Raw genomic sequence first — 23161 nt, 5'->3', positions numbered from 1 at the left:
TCAGCGTTTCAAAACACCAACAACAAGGCCCTTCATTGGGCCTTGTTTCATACAGTGGACCCACCATCATGACTGAACAAGATGACCAAACCTCAAATCCAGCGCAAAACTGGGACATGTCGCTGCGACAAACAAGTCCCTGGCGCTATATCGCCGTTGCCCCGACATGGTTTGCGGCCGGTATCTTGTTCCTGTTGATGTCGATGACATTTGCAGATGTCGTTTTGCGCAGCCTGTTTGGCAACCCGATTGAATCGGCAACCGAATTAACGCGACTGTTCATGGCCATCATCGTGTTTTCGTCTCTGCCTATCGTCAGTTGGAAAGGCGCGAACATCGTGGTTGATCTTATGGACCCGCTATTTTCCCGTCGCCTTGCGGCCCTGCGCGACTTTGTAATTGATCTTGCGTGCGGATTCTTTCTGTTGTGGCCCGCAAAGCGGGTCTGGGAACTTGCCGAACGTGCGCGCGAATACGGCGATGTCAGCGAATACCTCAACCTACCACAACACTATGTCGGTTGGTTCATCTCCGTTTTCACCCTTGTCACTGCAATCACCTTCATTGCCCGTGCCGTCGCGCGAGTAATTTCCCCAACAAAGGCAAACTTCTGATGCTGTTTTCCATCCTTGGCCTGGCTGCGGTCCTTTTCCTTGTGTTCCTGCGGATGCCGATTGCGATAGCAATGGGGTTTGTGGGGTTTGTCGGCTATGCTGAACTGCGCGGGTTTCGTGCCTCGATTTCTATGGTCGGTCGGTTGATCATAGACACCGCACAGGACTACGGGCTGTCGGTTGTCCCACTGTTCATCCTGATGGGGCTTTTCGTGAATAAGGGCGGACTGTCGCGCGAATTGTATCAGGTATCTTACGCCTTTATGGGTCACTTTCGAGGTGGGCTGGCAATGGCGACAATCGTTGCTTGTGCCGGATTTTCGGCCATCTGCGGCTCGTCCCTGGCGACTGCTGCCACGATGTCAAAAGTCGCGATGCCTCAAATGCGCAAATACAATTATGCTGACAGCCTGTCGACGGCATCCATCGCCGCCGGGGGCACGTTGGGGATTCTTATACCGCCCTCTGTCATTCTTGTTATCTATGGTTTGCTGACCGAAACCAGCATCGGAAAATTGTTCATCGCCGGTATCATCCCGGGATTGCTCGGGGTCGTTCTTTACCTTGCGGCAGTGCGCTACACGATCCTGCGCAACCCAGAGGCCGGCCCCGCCGGGGATCGCGCGAGCTGGGTTGATCGTGCCAAGGCTTTGAAAGGCGTGTGGGCGGTACTTCTGTTGTTCTTCATTGTAATCGGCGGGTTGTACGGAGTTTTGGACTTCTGGCCACTGAATTTGACATTTTCCCCGACCGAGGCGGCAGGTATGGGCGCGGCAGGAGCCTTTCTGATCGCTTTTTCGCGGCGCAGACTCAGCTTTGCTGCAACGATGCAGGTCTTGATCGAAACCGCCCAGACGACCGCCGCTCTGTTTACTGTTCTGATCGGCGCCTGGGTGTTTTCAAACTTTGTGAACCTTGCCGGCCTGCCGGAAGCGCTGCGCGCCACGGTTTCCTCTGCGGGTCTGGGGCCAATGACGGTAATGCTGATGATCCTTGGCGTCTATGTCATCCTCGGATGTGTTTTCGAAAGCCTTTCGATGCTATTGCTGACTGTGCCGATCTTTTTTCCACTGGTCACGAGCCTAGGCTTTGATCCGGTCTGGTTCGGCATCATTGTTGTCGTCGTCACCGAAATCAGCCTGATTACACCACCGGTCGGATTGAATGTCTTTGTCCTCAAAGGCGTTGTTGGGAACGTGTCGACAGCAACGATCTTCAAAGGCGTCACGCCATTCTGGGTCGTCGACATCATCCGCTTGGCCGTGTTGGTACTTGTACCAACACTGGTGCTGTTCCTGCCAAACTCTATGCACTAGCGAGTGGTGCCTCCCAAAAGGACGCTAACCAACTCTCTGATATGGCGTGTTAAAACGTACGGCTCGCGGCGTTCGGCGCTCAACGAACCTAGTTAGAGATTGGTTAGCCTTCCAACATCTGTTTTGCGAAATTCAATTGAGGTTACAGCACGGGCTATTCCTCAGCTCCGACAAAGGTCCTGCATTTCTCGCCTTCACTGCAATGCATTCGGCAGCGATCTCTGCTGAAAGAGAGAAGTACGAGAACCTTGGTGCGTTCCGCGCGACTGACATTTTCAGTGCCGGATTGCCGGAATTGCAGCCAAAGATTGCATAGTCGCCCAGTCAAACACCGGTGGCGGGACAATTTCTGAGGGCGTAACGAACGGCAGCTTTTCTTTCTGCAGTGTGGCTGATGGTCTCGGTAAGCGGGAGTTGCAGCACCTGCGAGCGTCGGCGTTGACTATGTCTACTCCGGGCTCTCAGCCGCCATGCGGCGGTGCAGAGAAATTCCTGGCTTGCAGCAAATGTGTATGTCGGCTTTCAACGTTGCACCATGATCGGCTCGCTCATGCAGAGAAAGTCCGGAATCCGCCCGATTCTGTGGAAAAACAACGCGTTGCGAGTGCAGAAAGTGGTGCTCTGAACGGAGCGCAAGCACCTTTCTGGTCGGGCAACACGGCGTAGCCTGCGGTTGCATTGAAGCGGACATCCAAAACTAGTCTTTGCAATTTCCGAGATGCGGGATGATTTCAACGGACAAAGCAATCATTTGCATTAGCCAATTACTCAGACAATTCGCGACGCAAACCAATTATCCCGTGACATTAGATAACTTGCCCACGCAGGATTTTGAAATCCAAGCCGGACGTCGTTCGCCACTTGGGTTCTAATGTCCTCGACTTGCGCCAGTACGTCTGGCAGCGCTTCTGTAATTCTCTTAACCGCCACTTTGAGGTTCAAAAGATCTTCCGCCGCCAACTGGCCAATTCTTATCGAAACTTGGCGCAGCGTCTCATCGAAACCGTCGCCTTGCAAATTGGATGCTCGCCACAGGTCGAAATCTAGCACTTCCTGCATCCGGGCTTTGCCAAATGTATCTTGCAGCGTATGCCGTTCCGCAGGGGCAAAACCCAGCCGACGTTGAACTGCGTCGCTCGCTGGGTTCAATTTTGGCCATACACGCGTGTAGATCCCATCGGCGTCAGAGGTTTCGAAAACGTGTCCACATAGTATTCGGGATGAATCGCTTGATACCCCTTTCCCCCAATAGGAACGAGCGACTGCAACAAAAGTCACCACAGTATTATGGGGCAATCCCGGCGCAACAAATACGCCACGAATTCCTACAAATTGGTTATCGCTGGCTTCGTCCCGGACGGTCCACAGACCAATGTGTGGGGCATTGTTGGCGCTCCGCACTCCATCGACGGCAAGAGTGTCGATCCAAGCATCGGTTGCCGCCAGTGCACCTTTTCGCGAAGAGACGTTGTGAACGAGAGTTTTGGCGACCTCTGCGTCCCCAAATATGTACTCTGCCACATCTGATCGATCCGATACCATACTCGGCCGCAATCGGTATCCAGAACGATTGAGATTAGCTTCCAACTTGCCGCCCTTTCTCTGCGCAAGCATCTTGCAAGAAATCGGGTCGGGTCAAGGATCGTTATCGAAAACCATGCTTCTCGAATGGGCCGCTTCCGGGCTCAGAACGGTCATCTGACGTTTGCAGTAGCACATTGAGCCGGTTCTGGCGACTTCAAGGTCTGCTCGGCGGGCAATCGGCCTTACAAATTTTGATTAGCTGCCAGGTGAAAACGATCATATGCGCGGCTCAGGTGTCCTTGGATGCCGAAGCCTCCTCGTCGAGCCTTGGCCCGACGGACTCAAGCCAACTAATAAATGCAGCGACTGCCGGCCGAGGCTTCCATGGCGGCGTGACTATGAAATATCGAGACATGTTAGTGACTGTGATGGGGGCAATTTTCAGCGTTCCAGCCTCGATCTGAGCGCGTACGTCAATTTCGGATTCAACCACAAGCCCCATACCTTCCTCCGCTGCGCGGATTTCGAGAGACGGGTCGCCAATCTCCAAAGTTTTGATGGCGCTCGTGTCGATACCGGATTCTTTTAGTGCTTCGCGTTCCCAGAGACTGCCGCTCGGGATCAGCCAAGGAACTTCATCCCAATTGGTTGCGGGATTATCGACAAGCGAAGGTGCAGCAAAGGCCCGGGTTGGGCTTTCTATCAACAGCCGACACTTTAAGTCTGGCCAGTTTCCGGCACCTGCCCGGATGGCGAGATCGAAGCCTTCCGCGACAAGGTCGATAGCCTCGTCCGTCGGGGCGAACGAGATTTCGATTCTTGGAGCCTTACTCCAAAATTCCGCGATCTTTGGAAATATAACCGCCTCGGCAAAATATGCCGTTGTAGTCACGCGCACAGGTCGGTTCCTATTTTTTTCTTGAAGAGTTTCGATCCCTTCAGCGATTGCGGCAAATCCATTCGCCAAAGCCTTCGCAAGTTCTTGCCCCTCAGACGTCAGACTCACACCTCGCGCAGAGCGCTCAAGCAATTGCATACCAATGAACTCTTCCAGTGCACGGACCTGTTGCGCTACGGCCGCATGAGTTACATTGAGCGATCGTGCCGCTGCTGAAAAGCTCTTTGCCCGCGCTGCAGCCTCGAACGCCCTAAGCGCGGTTAAGGATGGCAGCTTTGTCCAGTCTAGTGTCATGCTGAAAGATCACCTTTCATCCCAATAGTATTTCTGACTCTCAGAATTACCGAAATATTACCATACTCCAATTGTAAATCACCCATTGATGGAGAAATTCGATGTTTTCCCCAAACACAGACCTGTTACGTGCCATTTCAATGTACGATGCCAACGGTCGCCCGCGCCCTAGCCATTTCCCGAGTTACAGAGTGCCATCGGAGAAGCAATGCACGGGGCAGCGGCGTAGCCTTGCATCTCTGTTTCAGTACTTTCTAACTTGGACTCGGCCGCGACACACGCACATAGAGGCCGGTCATCGGTGACACTGTGGAGCTACTGTCCTTGTCTCCGACATGGTCGTGATCGGAGCACCTTCACTGGTGGAAGGCCGAGATCTGCGTGACCCGGCCTCTTTAACGAAGTTGCCCTGGTTGCAGGAACTGGGCACCAACGAGGCGGCTGACTGGTTCACCTATCATGGGGTCGTACCTCCCGAGCCATTGACGATAAATCACATGCCTGGGAACCTGATCATGACCGCGGTTCGCCGAGGTTACGGGATCACGTATTCTGCCAGAGCTTTTTTTGAGGACGATCTGTCATCTGGTCGGATGATTGAATTGTTCTCTGAGCCACTCTTCGGCGTCTACTACATCCAGACTCAAGCAGTATTTCAGCGTCCTGAGGCTAAGGTGTTCGTCAAGTGGCTTAAATCTCAATCACAAGTCGTATCGACGCATACGTCCGAAAACTGACCACGTTCCGGAAGTGTCGCAAACTTTTTGTCTAGATTGACGAGCACGCAGGTTCCGACGTTTGTTCTCAGCGTAACCAAATCGCTGGGACATAGAGTGTTGACGACATCCTACTTCATCGCGCGGGTCACAGCTTGATCAATATCAATATGATCACGCTGTCACTCGTTTTTAGTTGGAAGAAAGTGTTCCCTGAAACCTGCTGCGGGCAGATTTTTTCGAGACCGTAAATTCCCAAACCAGCGGGATCGCCGAGTCCGGGGCAAGTGCCGATCGATCGCTTGTTTTGTCTAATCCGGCTTGCAGGCGGTCATGATGTAGGCCGTCGTCGGGAAGATCGCCTTGCCCGAAGGCGTGGCGTATTTCGAAAGTTTCACATCGGATTCGATCAGAACTTCTGCGATTTTTTCTTCACTGAGATGTATATCAAACAGCGGCAGCCAACCCCGTAGTTCGACTTCCACCATTGTCCGGGTGCTGGGAAAGGTTGCCTGCTCGCTTTTGGTTTCAAAGGCAATGTCATCGAAGCCCACTTGCGACAAGATGTTCGCGACTTCGTCGGGGTTGCCCAAATTGAATGGCAGCCTCACAGAATTTGCTGCCTCTGGTGATACGTGTGCCCCCAACACAGCGACGATGTCTCGATACGCAGGATTCTGATCGATAGAGTGCCAGATCGCCACCCCCAGCCTGCCGCCCGGTTTGGTCACCCGGTACATTTCGCGTGTCGCTTTCCGCAGGTCCTGAAAAAACATCATTCCAAATTGAGAGATCACGCAATCAAACGAGTCATCCGCGAAGGGCAGCTCTTCGGCACTGCCCAGAACCCACTCGATATTGGGTTCAACTTCTCTTGCCGCTGCAATCATGCCGGGTGCAGGATCAAGTCCGACCACGCGACCAGTATGTCCAGAACACTCGCGTGCTGCTCGCGTCAACACGCCTGTACCACACGCAACATCCAAAACGTGCGCACCTTCGCGTATTCTTGCGCCGCCAGTCAAATGGTCGCACCACGGTGCAAATAGCGCTGGCACAAACAGAGCTTCGTATCCACGACCCGCTTGGAGTTCTTCTTGTGTTACTTCGGCAGCCATTTGCGCTACTCCACAAATTCGTAGTGTTTGATTGATCTGGATTCGACCAATTCGGCTTCTGAAGGATCCACATGCGGCGATTGGTAATCATCGCCTACAAACGCCTTGAGAGAAGCGAGATCTTTCCAGATCATCACGAAACTGAATTCTCCTGGACTGTCAGCCCGCGCTGCGCCCGGAAGGACCTGCACGATCCCTTCGGTTCCCCGCATCAATGGTATGGCCGTGTTGTGGAAGAAGTCACCGAACTCCTCCTCTTTGCCTTCTTTCGCTGTGACTTGAAATATCCGCATGATCATAAAAGCCCCTCCGATTGGTAGGGTTGCTGCCTGCATGATGACCTCAAGAATACCTCATATCACATCACTAGCCCTTTGTCGTTTTGACTCATTACCAACTGTCATCAATAAACAGAACCAGTACCGAACCTGTCCTGAAACAGACCAATGGCTCAAGACCCTTGGACGGAAGCTACGCGACTCAAACGACCAGCCCTGCTAGATTGAGCCCTTCACGTAGTATTTCGATCGGGTCTTTCGGCATGTCACGTGCGCGGAAAGGGGCCAGTGGGTCTTTGATTGCTTCAGGAAACTCTTTTCTTAGTTCATTGATCAGGTTTCTCGCTGCGTCCAGTTCGCCGTTTAACGCCAAAGCCGCGGCAGTGTATGCCATGTTCATGAGGCGACGTGCACCACCCCTACCGGCTATTTCGGCCAATGCTTCATCGTAGTCGCCCCGCACGATTGCATGCAGGTGAAAGGCGTTGCCATATCCGGGATGAAGCTGAGGATTGAGTTCCCGCGCCCGAGTGATCCAGGTTTCACCAGCCTCCCATTCTCCCGAATATGCCAGAAAGATCCCCAAATCGGCGAGAATCCAGGAGTCGTTTGGATGAGATCGATTGCGCGTTGCGCGTAATTTCGGAAGATATCTGTGCTCTCACCAACCCTACGGATGTGGATCGCCAGTGCGTAATACGCATCCGGGTTGTCCCGGTCAGCCTCAAGTGCCTTATTGGCGGCCCGCCGCGCCCGCTCCGACCAGTCCGGCTGCGTATCCAATTGGCGCTTCTTGGACTCCAAATAATTGTAGGCGAGCCGTAACCAAGCCAGTGAATAATCAGGTTCCTCCTCAACCGTGCGGAGCTTCATGGCCAACGCATCCCCATCACGGGCGAAGCGGGGATCGGATATGTGCTTGACGATGGCTATGACATGCCGCCCCTGATGCTCACGGCAGATGAGTTGGAGGCTGCGGCCCTTGGTGCGCATGGGTGGCCTCTGAGGCAGACCCCTCGCTCGCTCGGGCTGCGCGTGATCTTGTGTCAAAGCTCTCCTCGGTCATCCCGAAAGAGCTTCGCCCTGTCGTGCCGGACGGAAGCACAAAGCCCATCCAAACGCGCGCTAGGGTGAACCAGCCAACACGCGAGCACCTAAGGGTTCTGTAAGGGCAAGCCTTTGCTGACTTTGAAACAAACCACCATACGCTGCAGTGACGGACGTAATAGAATCGATTCACTGCGCATTCAGAGTCAACTCAAACATCCCGGAGAAAAACCCGTTGGAATCTTCGAGTACCATCTGTGACTTTTGCGCTGCTATACAGTTTAGCACCGCACTTGATGCGCAAGAGAATTTTTTGCGAACGTTTTAGAAAGGCGACGGATGCACCGTATTTCCAAGGTTAAGATTCAGAACTTCAAGTCCATTCAAGAAGTCGAGCTGCTGCTTGCAGCCTATACGCCTCTAATCGGCTACAACAACGCCGGGAAAACAAATATCCTGCAAGCGTTATCATGGGTGATCAAGAAATCGGCTCTACAATCATCGGATTTTCTCGACCCCGGATTACCACTTGTTGTAACGGCCGAGATTACGGGCATCGACGCTGATTTGCTCGATGCTTTGGAAGACAATCATCGGAATAGGATCGAACCGCACGTAATAGACGGGACGATTTCGCTGCGCCGAACACAACCACAACCAAATGTGCCGGTTGGGCAGATCCGTCTGGAAGTAAGGAAGATGGAAGATGGCCAAGAAACATGGATCGTTAATCCAACGGGAATAGACCAAGCCATTGCGAGGATTTTTCCCGATCCGATATTCATCGGCGCGATGGAGAACACGACAGAGGACGTTGGGAAGTTTGCTTCAGGTACGACAATTGGGAAATTAATCAAAGAAATCATCGGGCCTGTCGCCGAACGAAACGCAGGTCCAGTCACAGATGCTCTCGCACAAGTCGCTTCGCGGCTATCTGCCGACGGTGACGAGAAGGATGAGACACTAGTTGAACTCGACACACAAATTCAAAATGAACTTGGCCGTTTTTTCCCCGGGGTCGTCGCCAAAACTCACATCCAAACGCCTGAATTCTCGGATTTTTTGAGAAACGCGACTATCAAGATCTATGACGAGCAATTTGATCCAGAGACCGGTCGGGACGCATCATCTTTCGGGCACGGAGCGCAACGTTCTGTTCAAATCGCCCTAATCAAGTGTTTGTCCGAGATCCGAAGGCAGGCAGCGGCCAATGAGGCGCGGACAACCTTGCTGTTAATAGATGAACCCGAGTTATACCTGCACCCTCAGGCCATTGAGATGGTGCGTGCATCGCTGAGCCGCCTCTCTGCGGAGAGCTATCAGGTCGCTTTTTCGACCCACTCGGCCAATATGATCGCAAGAGCAGATGCACCAAACGCTCTCTTGATCCGTCGAACAGCGGCGGATGGTACGATATGCTTTCCCAGGATGGTAGACGCCGTTCACGACGCCATAGCCGGAGCGGAGCACCAATCGGCAACTCTTTTCGCGCTCTCTAACTCAACCCAGCTACTTTTTTCCGAGAAGGTAGTCCTAGCAGAAGGCAAAACCGAACAGACGCTGCTTCCAGAGCTGTTTCAGCATGAAGCAGGTTGCTCACTTGAAGAAGACAAATTGGGCTTGGTCTCGCTCGGAAGTTCAAGCGATGTGCCTAAAGCGCTGCCCGTACTTGCTGCGATGGGAATTCCTACAAAGGCTGTCGTCGATCTTGATTTCGCGTTTAGACCCGCCATCCAGCACGGTTTGATCACCGACACCAACGCGGCTGTTCAGGGGTGCATTGCGGTGCTCACGCGCCTGCAAGGCGAAGGAAGAATCGACTTGGCAGAGGACGGTTTTCCCAAAAAATTTGGCGACGTCTCGGCTGCCAAGGCATACGAGATTATGGCTGCGGAGGCAGACGCTCGTGGGCACATCGATGCCATCCATGAACACTTGAAGGCCCAAGGCATCTGGGTTTGGACGGATGGCACGATTGAAACTCATTTGGGCTTGGAAGGTAAAACAGCGTCTGTTCATAGCAGCTTCTTGTCGTCGTACCCAACCGAAGCGTTTCGCGACGGCCTGCCCAACTATGGAAACGTACAAGCTATGTTGGCATGGCTCAGACAGTAGGCCATCGAAGCGCATTGCTATGCGGAGAAAGCAGTTTCTGCAATTTAGAGGAAGGGTACTTTAGAAACGATGTTTAAGTTCATTCACACTGCGGATGTTCACCTAGACTCGCCCCTCAAGACTCTGGCGATGCGCGATCCTGATCTTGCTCAGCTTGTTGGTGGTGCTACCCGAAGAGCATTCGAGCGGATCATTGATATCTGCATCGAGGAAAGCGCCGATGCCCTAATCATCGCAGGCGATTTATACGACGGTGACCTCCGAAGCATGAAGACGGCCGCATTCCTTGGACGTCAAATGCGCCGATTGGACGAGGCTGGCATTCGCGTCTTCATGATCCGGGGAAATCACGACTCCGAATCCACGATCACGCGCTACTTGGATCTCCCTTCAAATGTTCACGTCTTTACCGGGCACGGAGGGGTCGAGGAGATTCCCGATGCGGGTGTCGCAATCCACGGCGTTAGCTTTGCACGTCGTCATGCACCGGATAGCCTTTTGCCAAAGTACAGGCCTCCGGTTGACGGGCTTATCAATATTGGGCTGATGCATACGAGCCTCGCTGGTGCATCAGGGCATGATGAATACGCCCCGTGTGCGCTTAACGAACTTAGTAGTCACGGCTTCGATTATTGGGCACTGGGCCACGTCCACGCACGACAAGTGCATTCGGAGAACCCTTATGTCGTCATGCCCGGCATTCCGCAGGGTCGGGACATTGGAGAAGCTGGTCCAAAGACGGTGACTGCGGTGGAGATTTCTGGCGGCGAGCTCAGTGTGAGCGAACGCAATGTATCCATCGCCGAGTTCGAACGCGTGAACCTTGATCTATCTGGCACCGATAGCTGGCAGGGTATACTTCAGACACTTCGAGCTGCGCTCAAGAATGCGCGCAATTCTGCTCTCTCGGAATATGTCATCTGCCGCTTGGAGCTTTCCGGAAACTCGAACCTTGGCTGGCGGCTCCATCGTGACGTCGATCTGCTTTTGGCTGAAGCGAAGGATGCAGCGGATCAGGTTGGCGGAATTTGGATCGAGAAAATCGAAATCAAGGTCGCTTCACCTGTTGCTAGTGCTGAAGATGCCGACCCGGTAGACGAGCTAGCGTTGCTCATGAAAGAGGTCGCAAGGGACAGTGCATTTCGGTCGGAAGCCACATCCCACCTTGAGCAAGTCGTTCGCGCCCTGCCTGCGGAGCTGCGTGATCGCTTCGGTTCGGATCAGGATGGCACGAAGGGCGTTCTTGATCGCCTGCTTGAAGCAGGAGCAGCGGACGTCGTCGCTTCGCTGAAAAGCGGCCAGAGCCAAAAGGAGGCTTCGTGATGCGGCTGCGCAAGCTCAATTTAACACGCTATGGACGCTTCACAGATTTCTCGATTGATCTCGGAGATCGGCCTAAGAATGGATCCGATCTGCATATCATTTTCGGCGAAAACGAGGCCGGTAAGTCGACAGCCTTCAATGGCTATCTCGACCTTCTGTTCGGTATTGAAGACCGGAGCAAATACAACTTCCTCCACGATTACAGCGCCCTTCGTGTGGGCGCCGTTCTCGAGATTGACGGCCAAGACGTCGAGCTCTCGCGCATTAAACGACGGGACGGAAATCTTTTGGATGGAGCGGACAACGGGGTCGATCCAACCCTATTGTCAGCAACTTTGCACGGTTTGTCCCGCGATGCGTATCGCACGATGTTTTCATTGAATGACGAGACGCTTGTACAAGGCGGCGAAGAAATTCTGGCAAGTCGTGGTGATCTTGGTCGTCTGCTCTTTGCAGCAACTGCTGGGCTCGGTGATCTAAGCGATGGCCTCGACGCGTTGCGTGAAAAGGCTGCCAAGTTCTACATGCCTCGGTCGCGATCGAGCGAACTGAAGTCCTTGAAGGACGAACTCAGTATTATGGACGAGCGCCGCCGCACGTTGGACATCCATGCCAGTGGCTTCGAGGCTCTCGTTGAAAGTCGTCGGCAAGCGGAGGAAGCCTATCAGGTCGCACGGGACAGTCGCGACAATCTCCGGGCGGAGCAAATCCGGTTGTCCGCGTTGAAAGATGCCTTCGCAATCCGTGATGGTCTTCTCAGACTGGAAGAACAGCTCCAGCCCATTACCCACTTGCCTGACGCTCCTGCGGGATGGTCAGCGGAAGTAGGTGCTCTCAAGGAAGAGCTTGCGGCAGCCATGGCAAAAAAGGGAGACGCCGAGGCCGATATCAAGGCTGCGGATGATCGACTTGAAGCCCTGGTACCTGACCCCGAGATTGATTCTGTGCGCGCCGAAATCACTTCGCTGGAGATACCTGCAGCCCGTGCTCGCACAGCACAGGAAGACCTGCCAAAACGGCGGGAAGAGCTCCAAAAGGTTGACGCCAAGCTCGACGAAATTCGCGCCCGACTGGGCGCGATGGAAGACAGCGATCTGACTACCCTAATTGTCCCGGACGACCGGCTCGCGCGGTTGGATGAACTTTCCGCCCGAGAAGCCGCTTTGGCTCAAAGAGTGGCGTCCGCCCGAGACGAAGTGAGCGCGGCTGAGGATGCCCTCCAGTCTGCGGTCGAAGACCTCGAGGCTGCACCTGCCCAGAGCGCGGAAATGGCCTCGCTGACCTCCCTGCTCGACCAGTTCAACCAAGACAATCCCGAACAACGCGAGCAGCATGCCGCGGAGGCGCTTGAACGCTTGAGCAAATCGATAGAGCGGGATCTCAAAAGGTTGGCTCCTTGGTCAGCGACAGAAGCAGACCTCGCACCAGCGTCATTGCCCGATGCCCAACAAACTGATCGCTGGTCCAGAACCGCGCTCGAACTGGCGCAGAAATTGAGGGAGTTGGAAGATCGTAGGGCGCAACTTCAAGAAACACGCGCCCGAAATGTGAACATCGTGTCTGCTCTTTCTTCGCAGAGTGATGGCATAGCTGATGCCGAGGCAAAGCGTGTGCGTGTTCTGCGCGATAAGGCTTGGGCTTCGCATCGATCCCGCCTGGATGACGCTTCGGCAGACGTCTTTGAAGTCGCGCTTGGAGAAGACGACCGAGTTCGTGACGATCGTCTAGCTGCGGCAGACCGGCTGGCTGAACTTCGATCAGCAGAAATCGAGATTACAGCAACTGATGCAAGCCTCGAGACCGTCGCAGCCAAGATGAAAGAAACCCAGGACGACCTATTTGCGCTCCGCAAAGAAATGGCGCCGGTTCTCTCCGAGGCTGGCTTGCCGACAGAATACCCCGCTGAGGACCTGCCGGGTTGGGTCGAGCGGGCTGAGGCATTGCTAGACGTTGTCGCCGAGGCGGACGCTCAGCGATCGGCACGGGAACGCGCCGCTGCAGATTGCGAGGTCACCAAAACCGCGCTCATTGAGGCGCTGACGGCCCTAGGTGAAAGATCCCCTGATGCTCCGACCCTTCGACAGCTTCAGGCACGGTCGAACAACCTGAAAGACCGCGCAATCGAAGACGCGGCAAAGCGCTCGGCGGCTGAAAAAGCTGTGGCGGCGGCGAAGGCGCAAAAACGACAGCGGGACCGAGCCCTTTCAAACGAAGAACAGGCATTTGCCAATTGGCAGAGCGAGTGGACAGATGCGCTGGAAGGACTCTGGTTGACCGAGCGCAACACAACACAGGTCCGCGCGCTCCTTGATCCGCTTCGCGGTCTGGCGACGCAAGCCAGCAAACGCGTCGAACTCGTGGCGCGCGTCGAGGCTATGGAGCGTGATCGCGCCGCCTTCAAGGACGCCGTAGACCGGCTTTCTGTCAGGCTCGAGGTTGCCTCGGAGCAGAACCCGGCATCGACGTATGCTGAGCTTAAGACGAGGTTGAAGGCAGCTGACGATGCGAACACGGCCTTGCAGGCAGCGGAAGAGGCTCGCCTGATCGCTGAAGAAAGATTTGCAAAAGCGGACGTGGAACTCTCGCGTGTAGAGACACGGCTAAAGCAAATGGCTGGACACTTTCCAGAGATCGAGACCATCACAAATCTCGACGAACTGGCAGATGTACTTAACCGATCGCAGCAGAGAACCGATTTGGCTAAGACCGTGGAAGAAAAGCAACGCGATCTCTTCGAACGCCTGGGCGCTGAATCCAGAAAGGACGCGGATGAACTGCTCGACGCAGAAAATCGCAACGACGTTGATAGTGGTCTAGCTGAAATCGACAGTGATCTTTCAGAAGCCGAAGGTGAGCTTGAAGACCGGATTGGTGGGCGGCGTGATGCAATAAGAGCGATCGAGGAAGTCGGTGGAGACGCGGCCGTTGCGCTTCTTGAAGAAGAGCGCCGGAGCGTCTTGATCGAGATTGCGGAGAAAGCCGATCGGGCGCTCTCTCTCCAGCTTGGGGTAATGGCAGCCGATCGTGCCCTTGCGGTTTACCGTGATCGCCATCGTTCAGAATTGCTGGCGCATACAGCCGATGCATTTCGTACTATCACTCGTGGGGAGTTCCATGATCTCACAACACATCCAGACAGAAATGGTGATCGTCTGATTGCTCTGCGATCCAACGGTGGGGGGTCCCTAGGGGCTGATGAGATGTCAAAGGGGACGCGTTTCCAGCTCTATCTTGCCTTGCGTCTCGCCGGATACCGTCGGTTCTGCGACGTCGCAGGCCCGCTTCCATTCATCGGCGATGACGTAATGGAAACCTTCGATGATCGGCGTGCGGCAGCGACACTCGGTCTTTTGAGCGAAATTGCGCAAGACGGGCAGGCTCTCTACTTCACCCACCATGAGCATCTCTGCGAGATTGGGAAGAAGGTTTGCGGCGACAAGGTAACAATCCACGAGATCCCCAAGTTGCAATTCGTCAGCGGCGCAGCTTGATTGGCAAGAAAATGTCATCGCAACCACTAGTTGGAGACAACAAGTACTTAGCCGGAGCTTCTTAAATGCTTCGCACCTCCTCTGTCGGACTCGGTCAACAGTCGGTTGTACTCTACAGATCTCTAGCCGGTCGAAGACAACCGATCTTCGGAAATGCTGGCCGAGCCTAGCAGAACGAATTTCAATGCATTTTCTGGTTGGCTGCTCTTGAACCTCAAGCGGCAACGCAATGTTGGGGGCGATAGAGCGGATTTGGCAAGGTGCAATGTCTGCTTACGCCGAGGTTACGTTTTCTGCGCGCGTGTGCAGCGAAGGTCCGGAATCCGCCCTCTGTGCAGAAGCTAGAGGTCGAATAACAAAACAGGTTCGGTTGCTTGCCCCCTACCCCGCTCGCTATATACCACCAGTATTCAAACCCTGGTTTCAGTAATCCGCGCCTTGGCGGGTATCCCAGAGACGCAGAATTTCTATCTGGGTGGGCATTACACGATAGATCAGCGTGAATGGGGTTCGCGGCACTGAAAGCTCCCGTATGTCTTGGCGTGTGTCACTTGAGTGACCTGCATAAGGGTTGGCTGCAAGAGTAAGCTGAATGGCTTTGAGCTGAGCTCGTGCCCTTTCGCTGCCTTCAGGAAAAACTGACGTGAAGTAGTAACGGAACCATTGAATGTCCCGGGCCGTATCTTCGAGAAATACTATCTTCATTGGCTATTGGATTGCCCGCTTGCTACCGGAGCCGAAAGTTCATTCTCGGTATCCCAGCTGTCTATCCAGGCATTCATTTCGTCTGCCGTGATGAACTTGCCTTGGTCTGCTTTTTCAACAGCCGCATCAATGGCTGCACGTTTAGCGGCTTTGGATTCTAACATCATTCTAATTGCCCGTACGGCGAGTTGTGCAGGCGGTCGATCTTCGATTGCAGCTTCCCGTTCCAGGGTCTTTCTCAGGTCTTCATCGAGACGGATTGAATATGGGCTGGTACTCATCGCAATCACCTGTTTCCGTATTGTAGTACAATGTAATACATTGCCATTATATTCACAATAGACCGATGGCATGTACTGCACCTATTGTTCTGAACTCATGAGCGTGAGGAGATATCATGGGTATGGCCTGCACTTCCGCGGACTTTTGAACTATGCGCCAACAATGTGGTTGGTTGCATATCTCCCCGATCGATTTTCGAGATCAGTGAGATCAAATAAGCTTGGTGAGATTTTATGTTCTCAGCTCGTTGAAAGATATATCCAAGCACCATGAAACGGAGAGCTGGGCCATGTGTCGATTTCATAGCATACCAGGTCTGACCAAATCGTAAGTACTCGGCGATATCGTCCATAAGCCGGTCACAATGTGACTGATCCCGGGCAAGGCGAAGTTCCGAGCACAAACGTGGAAAGCTGCGCTCCATTTGATCTGGAGAAACTTGAACCTGAGAATGTTTTCCTTTCTTAACTATCGGATTCAAAGAGTCCTCTTTGTGCCCCTCAATTTTATGGTCATAGGCCCTCATTTTTTCGGTATGAGCCGGTGTTATCTCTGAGATTTCCACAGAGATTTCAGCCAGAAGTTTCCGGAGGACACGCGCATCCGGCTTGCGGCGCAGCGCATTGCGCACGGAGGTCATCAAATCTGTGATAGAGCCATCGTCTGCTACAAGCTCTTTCAGACGAGCCAGAGCGGCCGATACCTTGTCGCGGAGTAACGTGAATTCGAGAACGCGGTCAGCATGCTTCTGGGCTTCCTGGAGGAACTCAGCATGCCTTTCAGACAATGGCATCAGGGAAAGACCGGTCGCTGTGACCACCCTGCCCTGTCGGTCTCGGCGTGCCCAACGTTTACCATTTGAGCTCATTACGCGTCGGACAATCCCAAGCTTGGCCAGAGTCGAGATATGACGTTCAACAGTTGGAACGCTGACATGGGCTCGTTTGGCAATCGCGGCGTTGGATGCGAAGCAGATATGCTCATCATCCTGATCGACTGAAATCTGATCTCCTTGCAAAAAGGAAATCATTGCTCTTAGGACGTTGAGAGAAGTGGACTTCAGCCCAAGCGACTCTCTCGCCTCTTCAACGGCTCGAAGAAGAATCCATTTCTTGGGCGTATAAGTCCCCTGCCCTGTCGCGCTCGACAAGGTTGCTCCTGACGGAGCCATTGCTGTCACTGTTTTCATGAGTTTATGTCAGCAGACAAAAAATACCCGTTCGCTCAGGAGCGTTTTTTCTTGTATGGCGATTCGGGGACTGCTAGATTCTAGGTGTCTAATCTAAGAATTGCGCTTAGCGCAGCGGCCCTCGAAGCTCCGGTTTCGGGGGTTTTTCTTTGCTTGCCTTCCTCCTTTCTGCTCGTCCTCAGTTATTTTGCTTGTTGTTTACAGCTGTAAATTCGGCGTGTGTTCTCTTGATGATTTTCGTCAGATTTTTGTCCAACCACTCAGCAAAATCCGCGTTCGAACCTGTCTTTCTAACTGACAATGTAAGAGACCCGCTGCCGGACTTGATAGTCACGCCATCAATGGGGCTGGTTTCACCAACGCCGTCCTTTTGTCGGGCACCACGTTTTGCGGCCGCTTTAAGTAGGGTTTCCAGCCGGTCATCTGAGGAAACCGATGGCTCGACGGCTTGAAGCAAGTCCGTTGCGTCGTCAATTGTCAGCTTGCCTGCCAAGAAGTGCTCAGCAAGTGCAGTCCACTTCGGGCGGCCTGACTTTGGAGCTGCGCCGATCATTTCTCCGACCTCAAAAGGAACGTTTTGCGTGACCTTAGTAAGGTGGGACAATCCTGATGCTGACAGGTTCAGAACTCGTTTCACCGTGGCTGTATCATGCCCAGCGGTCTGAATTGCTTCCGCAAAGCGAGCTTTTTCGTAGAAGGACAGGTTGCGCCTCGCTGCGTTTTCAAGGCCTTTGGCAAGGAGCGCCGACGCATCGTCGATATCTTGAACATTGGCGCGAACTTTGATTTTGAGCTCACGACATGCTTTGAGCCTTCTCCTCCCATAAATCGCCTCGTAACGACCTTCGGTTTTCGACTTCCGAACGAGGATGGGTACTTGTTGACCGCCGTCTTGGATGCTCGATTTCAAACTCTCAAAGCTGTCGTCATCTTCATCAGGGTTTACAGCTGTAAACTCACCAAGCCGATCAATCGGTCCCCAATCGTCTATGAGAGATGGGTCAATTTCCCTAATTGCGGCAAGGGATCCTTGAAGCGCACCGAGAGCAGGGGCGTTGGCTCTTACCGGTCTGTCTGCGGTCTTAGATCCGGAACGTGCAATCGTGCTCGCTATACCCGACATTTCTTGAAGAGATTTTCTAGCCATTAGCTACGTCCCCATGCTTGGTGGATCATTTGCTCTACCTCAGAGCCGATCGCATCCATTGAGTTCTTTGCCCGGTCATAGGTTGCGCGTGTCATTTCCGAACGCACAACCTCGTAGATCGACTGCTTGAGCATTGTTGCGTCACTGATCGCAGTGCTCTTCAGAGCCGTTGCTGACATAACGCGGTCCTGAAACAGTGCTCGCATGAATGAAGCCAGCTGTTGAGATGGAACGTCTGTTGGCTCGTCACGTGTTATAAGGAACTTGAAGCTGTCGTATTCGAGAGTGGCGCCGGCGTCTTCAATGACAGCCATATAAGCACCAGCAAGTTCGAGAAATTGAGCTGTCGAAGACACGTCCAACATAGAAGGTGTTAAGGGCACGAGCAAAGAACTGGCGGCAGCCATCCCCGCGATGGTTAGGAACCCGAGTTGTGGTGGACTATCAATAAGAACAAGGTCAAAATCGTCTTCCACTTGGGCCAGAGCATTCCGTATTCTCGTAAAAAACGGATGGTCAGGGTTAGAGTGGACGGCGGATTCCGTCTCAAATTCAGAAAGAACAAGCCGTGACGGTGCCACAGACAATCCGGGGAAATATGTCGGAAGCACGACATCTGCCATATTAACCGGGTCTTCATAGCGAATGGCATCGTATATAGTTAGCCCATCGAACTCGATTTCAGGGCTGATGCCGCACATGGATGTAAGCGAGCCTTGGGGGTCTAGGTCAACGGCCAGCACACGGTATCCGCGAAGCGCGAAAAAATGAGCCAGATGAATTGTTGTAGTGCTTTTGCTGCTACCGCCTTTGAAGTTCATCAACTGCCAGACTTGAAGTTTCTCTCCTTCCGTCCGGCGAGGGATGTAGCGTCCTTGTTTGCGCGAGGTCTTCTCAAGCGTTTCACGTGCTTCCCAAAGCTCTTGCGCAGTATAGTAACGTCGACCGCTTCGCACGTCTTTTGGTTCAGGAATTGTACCTTCTGAGTGGACCTTGCGCATGAATTGACCCGAGACGCCCAAAAGTTCGGCCGCTTCTGGTGCTGCGAATGTGCGTAGTGATTTTGTGTTGTCAGGTGCAAAGGCAGCAAGAAGATGCTCTCGGATAGCCGAGTTCAATCTCTCGGAAATTTCCGTGGCGAGTGCCGATGGTCGATCTGCCGTAAGTGGTGTCACGGGAATCATGTAGTTGCCTCAAATTAAAGAATGTGGTCATTTTCGCGCCACTTGAGACAAACAGCCGTGATTCACTGCCCTAAGTCAAGAATTTTCGCCTATATTGTGGGCTGCGCTGACCGGCAGACTACATGCGCTTTGTATCAGAGCAGGGTGGTTTACAGTTGTAAACCCGGTAGAAGAGAATTGTGGGCTCTCAAATCAGAGGTGGATCTTCCGCAAATCAATCAGGCATGCGCGTGAAACTTCTCTAAATGCTCCGCTTTGAGTGGAGCATGTCCTGCCGAAGGCTGTGTCATGAATGAGCGAGGTGCGTTGTAAGAAGGGTATCAGGGAAGGGTAGGGGGTTAGTTGAGCTGATTGGTTGAATCACACCCCAACAAATCCGCAGCCGGGTTCTGGGCGATATCGACGCCGTCATAGCATTTCTGAGCCAGTGCGATAGGTGCAAACCGGTCTTGAGCGGTGCGCCGTCCTGCGCGGCTTGGGTCAGGAAGCCCGAGCGCAGCCAAAGCGGTGAGGCATAATCCTTCGGTAGTCCTGTCACCTTCAGTCGGTGTTTGACGATCTGGGCTATGGCGCCCGGGTTGAGGTGGCGTTTCCATATCCAGCCAGATTTCGAGACCGTGTGAAACAGGGGGCTGTCCTCGACCTGACCCACTTCGATCCAACGCGCCAGCGGCCTAGCTGCGCGACCTTTGCGCACCAACCGTGAAGCCTCGCCCTTTTGGGTGGTCTCGACTACCAGCGGCGACAGCAAAATTAGGTCATTCTCGTCGAATTCCTTCAGCGACACATCCTCCAAAAAAATCCCGCCGATCACCGAACGCTGCCATCTACCCGAGGTCAGCCCAGTAACAGGATGATCTGGTCACGGCTGTCCCGGCACGAACCTTGAATGGTGACCATCTGTTGTTCGAGAATATCACGGGTAATCGGATGGGCGGTGTTCGGGGCAAGGAGGTCGGCCCTGTGTTTGGAATTTGCGAAAGCGTAGGGGTGATGGTTAACCCTGCCACGGCGGTGAGCACTTATTTGCTCTGTCAGGCCGGCAATAAGAACGGTTTGATTAAACTACCGGGTGTGGAAACTTCAATTGTTGAACAAGTACCTTCGTTGGCATATATTGCCAATCAGGAGGTTCATGCCATGGTAACCCGCAATGTCGTACTTACAGAAACGCAGGATCAACTGGTGCAGAATCTGGTTGCATCTGGTCGCTATCAGAACGCCAGTGAAGCGTTGCGCGCCGGTCTTCGTCTTCTGGAGCGGGAAGAGGCGGGACTGGTGTCTCTCAGACAAGGCCTGCAGGAGGGCGTAGCCCAGGCTCAGGCAGGAGATCTGGCAGAAGGCGGCGGTCCGGATGCGATCCGTCGTGCCTTTGCAAGGGCACGAACCAAAGCGTGACCAAACCCTTTCGACTGACACGCCATGCTGAAGCCAGCCTGGTGGAAATTGCCCGATGGACCATCGACAAGTTTGGACGGCATCAAGCCGATCTTTATGAACAAGAACTGATAGCGCGCTGTCAGGCCATCACGGAGGGCAGGGCGGCCAGCCGCAGCTGTTCTATATTGGTAGAGGAGGCAGCTGATCTCAGATATGTACGGGCGGGAGAGCACTTCCTAGTCTACCTGGATCAGCCTGACGCGGTGATCATAGTCGATATCCTGCATTCCCGCTGCGACCTACCGCGACATGTTTCCGCGCTGGCCACGTTAACGGATGCGACAGGAAACAAGACATAGGCACAGCAGCCGGAGTTTCCCTCAAGCTGGGAATTCTTTAAGTAGGCAGTATGTGCTCACCCCAATAGATCAGTCGCCGGGTTATCCGCGATGTCCACATCGTCGTAATACTTTTGCGCCTGGGCCATCGAGCGGTGCAACGAGAGGCGCATTGCGGCTTGGATTGGGGCACCGTCCAGGGCCGCCTGGGTCAGGAAGCCCGAGCGCAGCCCGTGCGGCGACGCAAAATCCTCTGGCAGGCCCGCCAGTTTCAATCGGTGTCTGATGATCTGGTAGATCGCATCCGAGGACAGGCGGCGCTTCAACACTCGATCGGCTTTTGAGACCGGTCGAAACAGCGCTCCATCCGTGATCTGCCCGACCTCGATCCAATGCACCAACGCCTGTGCGGCGCGGCCCTTCAGCACCAGCCGCGGCGTTTCACCTTTGGTTGTCGTCTTGGTCTCCAGCAGTGAAATCCAAACCAGTCCTTTCTCGTCGAACTCTTTGAGAGAGACATCCTCGCGCATCAGAGCAGTGATCTCGGAACGCCGCCGTCCGCCCGAGGCCCAACCCAGCATCAGCAAAGCCCGGTCGCGGCAGTCCCGCCGGGACCCCCGACAGGTGGCCAACAACTGTTCCAGCACGTCCCGCGTTATCGGGTGTTGCGATTTCGGAGCCGGTGGCCGGGCCGCAGCTCGCCGCGCCTTGGCGCGGGCCTGCTTCACCTGCGGCGCACCGAAAGGGCTGGTCAGGTTCTTCATTCGATGAAAGGCCAACCAGGAGGCGATGCGCCGGTCCAGCGTCGAAGGGGCAGGGCAGGCGAGGGATTTGCGCAGCCCCTGCGCAATCAGCACCTCCGCGGTTTGACGCGCAATATCCTCATCGGGCGCATCACCCAGATCGCGGGCGTGATCGAGAATGAAGGCGAGGGCGGTGGCCTCAGATTCGGGCCAGCCCAACGTGGCGCTGAACCGGGCAGCCTTCCAGGCGGTGATATAGAGCAGGTCGCGTTCATAGGCCCGCAGCGTATTGGCAGGCGTGCCACGGATGTAAAGATCGGTGAGCGCCTCCTGATCGGCCTCGGAGAGGGCAGGGGTTGACGCGGGAAGATAGGGCGCGGGGGCTGTCATGGCAGCTATTCTGAGCCCATTTTCCGGGAAAATCAAATACTCCTGATAAGGGAAACTTATCGAGTGTGATAGAGGTTTTTGAACTCATCTGAAGTAATGAGCGAAACGCCCTGTTTTTGCGTGTAAGGCAGTTTTCCGAACAACCGCAAACTTTGCAACGGAACCGCTTGGAAACTGTATTTACGAGGTGTTCTGATTAGCCCAATTTCACTGAGATTTGAGGAGTGCGCTTGCATGTTTTAAATATCTGAACAATCTGCGAGTAGGTTTGTGGTCGTTTACAGATCACTTGAGAAATGCCGATCCATCTTAATGAACCCGCATTAGAGATCAGGAGGCCAGATGGTGCAGTCACACGATCCCGAGCAGCCCGTTGCCCTGTCGCAGGACCCGCACAAGCTTCGGGACAGCGGCGAAAAAAACCTGGAAACTGCGATTGGGCGCGAGATCAAGGCCCTGCGCCTGCAACAGGGCACAACGATTGCTGAATTGGCGGCACTGACCGGTCTGTCCATCAGCATGTTGTCCAAGATTGAAAACGGCGCGACATCTGCGTCGCTGACAACGCTGCAGTTGCTGGCAAACGCGCTTAGCACTCCGATCACTTCATTCTTTCGTCGGTATGAGGAAACGCGCAATGCGGTACATACCAAGGCCGGTGAAGGGGTCGAAACCGACAGGGCCGGTACAAGAGCCGGGCATCAATACAATCTGCTAGGCCACTTGGGGGCCAATGCCAGTGGCGTGGTGGTCGAGCCTTACCTGATCACGCTGACAGAAGAATCGGACAGGTTCCCAACCTTTCAGCACGACGGAATCGAAATGCTGTACATGCTCGAAGGTGAGGTGGATTACCGTCATGGAGACGATATCTATTCGCTGAAACCGGGAGACACGCTGTTTTTCGACGCAGACGCGCCGCACGGACCCGAGGTTTTGGTGAAACTTCCAGCGAAATACCTTTCCATCATCTCTTATCCGCAAACGAGTTGATGCGTCTTGCATCGTCCCGACAGGCCCGAGGTGCGTTTTTCGGGTCCGCTGTTTGTTGCTTATGATTTAGGCACAG

22 protein-coding genes are annotated in these 23161 nt (G+C 54.0%); 9 read left to right on the top strand and 13 right to left on the bottom strand.

Annotated features, from left to right (window positions below):
- Positions 1-68: 68 nt before the first annotated feature.
- Positions 69-614 carry a TRAP transporter small permease gene (locus AC2FJB_RS19535; protein ID WP_299985866.1) on the top strand — a complete coding sequence of 182 codons (546 nt, stop codon included), beginning with the start codon at positions 69-71 and terminating at the stop codon, positions 612-614.
- The gene (locus tag AC2FJB_RS19530) at positions 614-1930 is read left to right on the top strand and encodes a TRAP transporter large permease (protein WP_299353548.1); all 1317 of its coding nucleotides are present in this window, start codon (positions 614-616) and stop codon (positions 1928-1930) included. Before AC2FJB_RS19535 ends, AC2FJB_RS19530 begins: the two co-directional genes overlap by 1 nt.
- Before the next feature lie 768 nt (positions 1931-2698).
- Here the strand turns inward: AC2FJB_RS19530 and AC2FJB_RS19525 are convergent.
- Both AC2FJB_RS19525 and AC2FJB_RS19520 read right to left on the bottom strand, forming a co-directional pair.
- Positions 2699-3517, bottom strand: coding sequence for a GNAT family N-acetyltransferase (locus AC2FJB_RS19525; RefSeq protein WP_496671667.1), 819 nt, complete (start codon positions 3515-3517; stop codon positions 2699-2701).
- Positions 3518-3743: 226 nt separating this feature from the next.
- Entirely contained in the window at positions 3744-4646 is a 903-nt protein-coding gene (locus AC2FJB_RS19520; RefSeq protein ID WP_496671670.1) for a LysR substrate-binding domain-containing protein, read from the bottom strand.
- Between the two features lie 341 nt (positions 4647-4987).
- On the opposite strand from AC2FJB_RS19520, the gene AC2FJB_RS19515 reads away from it, so the two are divergent.
- A complete protein-coding gene (locus AC2FJB_RS19515; RefSeq protein WP_496818912.1) occupies positions 4988-5383 on the top strand; it encodes a LysR substrate-binding domain-containing protein in 396 nt (131 codons plus the stop codon).
- A gap of 290 nt (positions 5384-5673) precedes the next feature.
- Here AC2FJB_RS19515 and AC2FJB_RS19510 read toward each other — a convergent pair whose 3' ends face one another.
- The 4 genes from AC2FJB_RS19510 to AC2FJB_RS19495 all read right to left on the bottom strand — a co-directional run bounded on the left by AC2FJB_RS19510 (position 5674) and on the right by AC2FJB_RS19495 (position 7751).
- Complete coding sequence (locus AC2FJB_RS19510; RefSeq protein ID WP_496671675.1) at positions 5674-6480, bottom strand: methyltransferase domain-containing protein; 807 nt, start codon at positions 6478-6480, stop codon at positions 5674-5676.
- 5 nt (positions 6481-6485) lie between these two features.
- A complete protein-coding gene (locus tag AC2FJB_RS19505) occupies positions 6486-6779 on the bottom strand; it encodes a putative quinol monooxygenase (RefSeq protein WP_496671890.1) in 294 nt (97 codons plus the stop codon).
- Between the two features lie 181 nt (positions 6780-6960).
- Positions 6961-7158, bottom strand: a complete 198-nt coding sequence (locus AC2FJB_RS19500; RefSeq protein WP_496671678.1) for a hypothetical protein — start codon at positions 7156-7158, stop codon at positions 6961-6963.
- 26 nt (positions 7159-7184) lie between these two features.
- Positions 7185-7751, bottom strand: a complete 567-nt coding sequence (locus tag AC2FJB_RS19495; protein WP_496671681.1) for a tetratricopeptide repeat protein — start codon at positions 7749-7751, stop codon at positions 7185-7187.
- 393 nt (positions 7752-8144) lie between these two features.
- Here AC2FJB_RS19495 and AC2FJB_RS19490 point away from each other — a divergent pair, with 393 nt between their 5' ends.
- The 3 genes from AC2FJB_RS19490 to AC2FJB_RS19480 all read left to right on the top strand — a co-directional run bounded on the left by AC2FJB_RS19490 (position 8145) and on the right by AC2FJB_RS19480 (position 14734).
- Positions 8145-9920, top strand: a complete 1776-nt coding sequence (locus AC2FJB_RS19490) for an ATP-dependent nuclease (protein ID WP_496720215.1) — start codon at positions 8145-8147, stop codon at positions 9918-9920.
- A 69-nt stretch (positions 9921-9989) separates the two neighbouring features.
- Complete coding sequence (locus tag AC2FJB_RS19485) at positions 9990-11243, top strand: metallophosphoesterase family protein (RefSeq protein WP_496720213.1); 1254 nt, start codon at positions 9990-9992, stop codon at positions 11241-11243.
- The gene (locus AC2FJB_RS19480) at positions 11243-14734 is read left to right on the top strand and encodes an ATP-binding protein (RefSeq protein WP_496671689.1); all 3492 of its coding nucleotides are present in this window, start codon (positions 11243-11245) and stop codon (positions 14732-14734) included. Before AC2FJB_RS19485 ends, AC2FJB_RS19480 begins: the two co-directional genes overlap by 1 nt.
- Positions 14735-15157: 423 nt before the next feature.
- Here AC2FJB_RS19480 and AC2FJB_RS19475 read toward each other — a convergent pair whose 3' ends face one another.
- The 6 genes from AC2FJB_RS19475 to AC2FJB_RS19450 all read right to left on the bottom strand — a co-directional run bounded on the left by AC2FJB_RS19475 (position 15158) and on the right by AC2FJB_RS19450 (position 20055).
- Positions 15158-15439 (bottom strand): type II toxin-antitoxin system RelE/ParE family toxin, encoded by a 282-nt coding sequence (locus tag AC2FJB_RS19475; protein WP_496671692.1) that lies wholly within the window; start codon positions 15437-15439, stop codon positions 15158-15160.
- Entirely contained in the window at positions 15436-15792 is a 357-nt protein-coding gene (locus AC2FJB_RS19470) for a CopG family ribbon-helix-helix protein (protein WP_496671694.1), read from the bottom strand. Before AC2FJB_RS19470 ends, AC2FJB_RS19475 begins: the two co-directional genes overlap by 4 nt.
- Positions 15793-15815: 23 nt before the next feature.
- Positions 15816-16910 carry a helix-turn-helix domain-containing protein gene (locus AC2FJB_RS19465; protein ID WP_496671697.1) on the bottom strand — a complete coding sequence of 365 codons (1095 nt, stop codon included), beginning with the start codon at positions 16908-16910 and terminating at the stop codon, positions 15816-15818.
- 178 nt (positions 16911-17088) lie between these two features.
- On the bottom strand, positions 17089-18057 hold the full coding sequence (gene repB / locus AC2FJB_RS19460) for a plasmid partitioning protein RepB (RefSeq protein WP_496671700.1): 969 nt from the start codon (positions 18055-18057) through the stop codon (positions 17089-17091).
- The gene (repA, locus tag AC2FJB_RS19455) at positions 18057-19241 is read right to left on the bottom strand and encodes a plasmid partitioning protein RepA (protein ID WP_037317392.1); all 1185 of its coding nucleotides are present in this window, start codon (positions 19239-19241) and stop codon (positions 18057-18059) included. Before repA ends, repB begins: the two co-directional genes overlap by 1 nt.
- Positions 19242-19527: 286 nt before the next feature.
- Positions 19528-20055 carry a site-specific integrase gene (locus tag AC2FJB_RS19450; RefSeq protein ID WP_496720211.1) on the bottom strand — a complete coding sequence of 176 codons (528 nt, stop codon included), beginning with the start codon at positions 20053-20055 and terminating at the stop codon, positions 19528-19530.
- A 326-nt stretch (positions 20056-20381) separates the two neighbouring features.
- Here AC2FJB_RS19450 and AC2FJB_RS19445 point away from each other — a divergent pair, with 326 nt between their 5' ends.
- Complete coding sequence (locus tag AC2FJB_RS19445; protein WP_496671893.1) at positions 20382-20639, top strand: type II toxin-antitoxin system ParD family antitoxin; 258 nt, start codon at positions 20382-20384, stop codon at positions 20637-20639.
- Entirely contained in the window at positions 20636-20980 is a 345-nt protein-coding gene (locus AC2FJB_RS19440) for a type II toxin-antitoxin system RelE/ParE family toxin (RefSeq protein WP_496671705.1), read from the top strand. The genes AC2FJB_RS19445 and AC2FJB_RS19440 overlap by 4 nt, the downstream gene beginning before the upstream one ends.
- 56 nt (positions 20981-21036) lie before the next feature.
- Here the strand turns inward: AC2FJB_RS19440 and AC2FJB_RS19435 are convergent, their stop codons facing one another.
- Positions 21037-22092: a tyrosine-type recombinase/integrase gene (locus AC2FJB_RS19435; protein WP_496720209.1), complete on the bottom strand. Its 1056-nt coding sequence runs from the start codon at positions 22090-22092 to the stop codon at positions 21037-21039.
- A gap of 342 nt (positions 22093-22434) precedes the next feature.
- On the opposite strand from AC2FJB_RS19435, the gene AC2FJB_RS19430 reads away from it, so the two are divergent.
- On the top strand, positions 22435-23085 hold the full coding sequence (locus AC2FJB_RS19430) for a helix-turn-helix domain-containing protein (protein WP_475199592.1): 651 nt from the start codon (positions 22435-22437) through the stop codon (positions 23083-23085).
- Positions 23086-23161: the final 76 nt, after the last annotated feature.

The organism is Ruegeria sp. CDSC085 (assembly GCF_059610465.1).
Note: the sequence above shows the minus strand (reverse complement) of the source record. Positions and strands in the feature narration are given on the sequence as shown.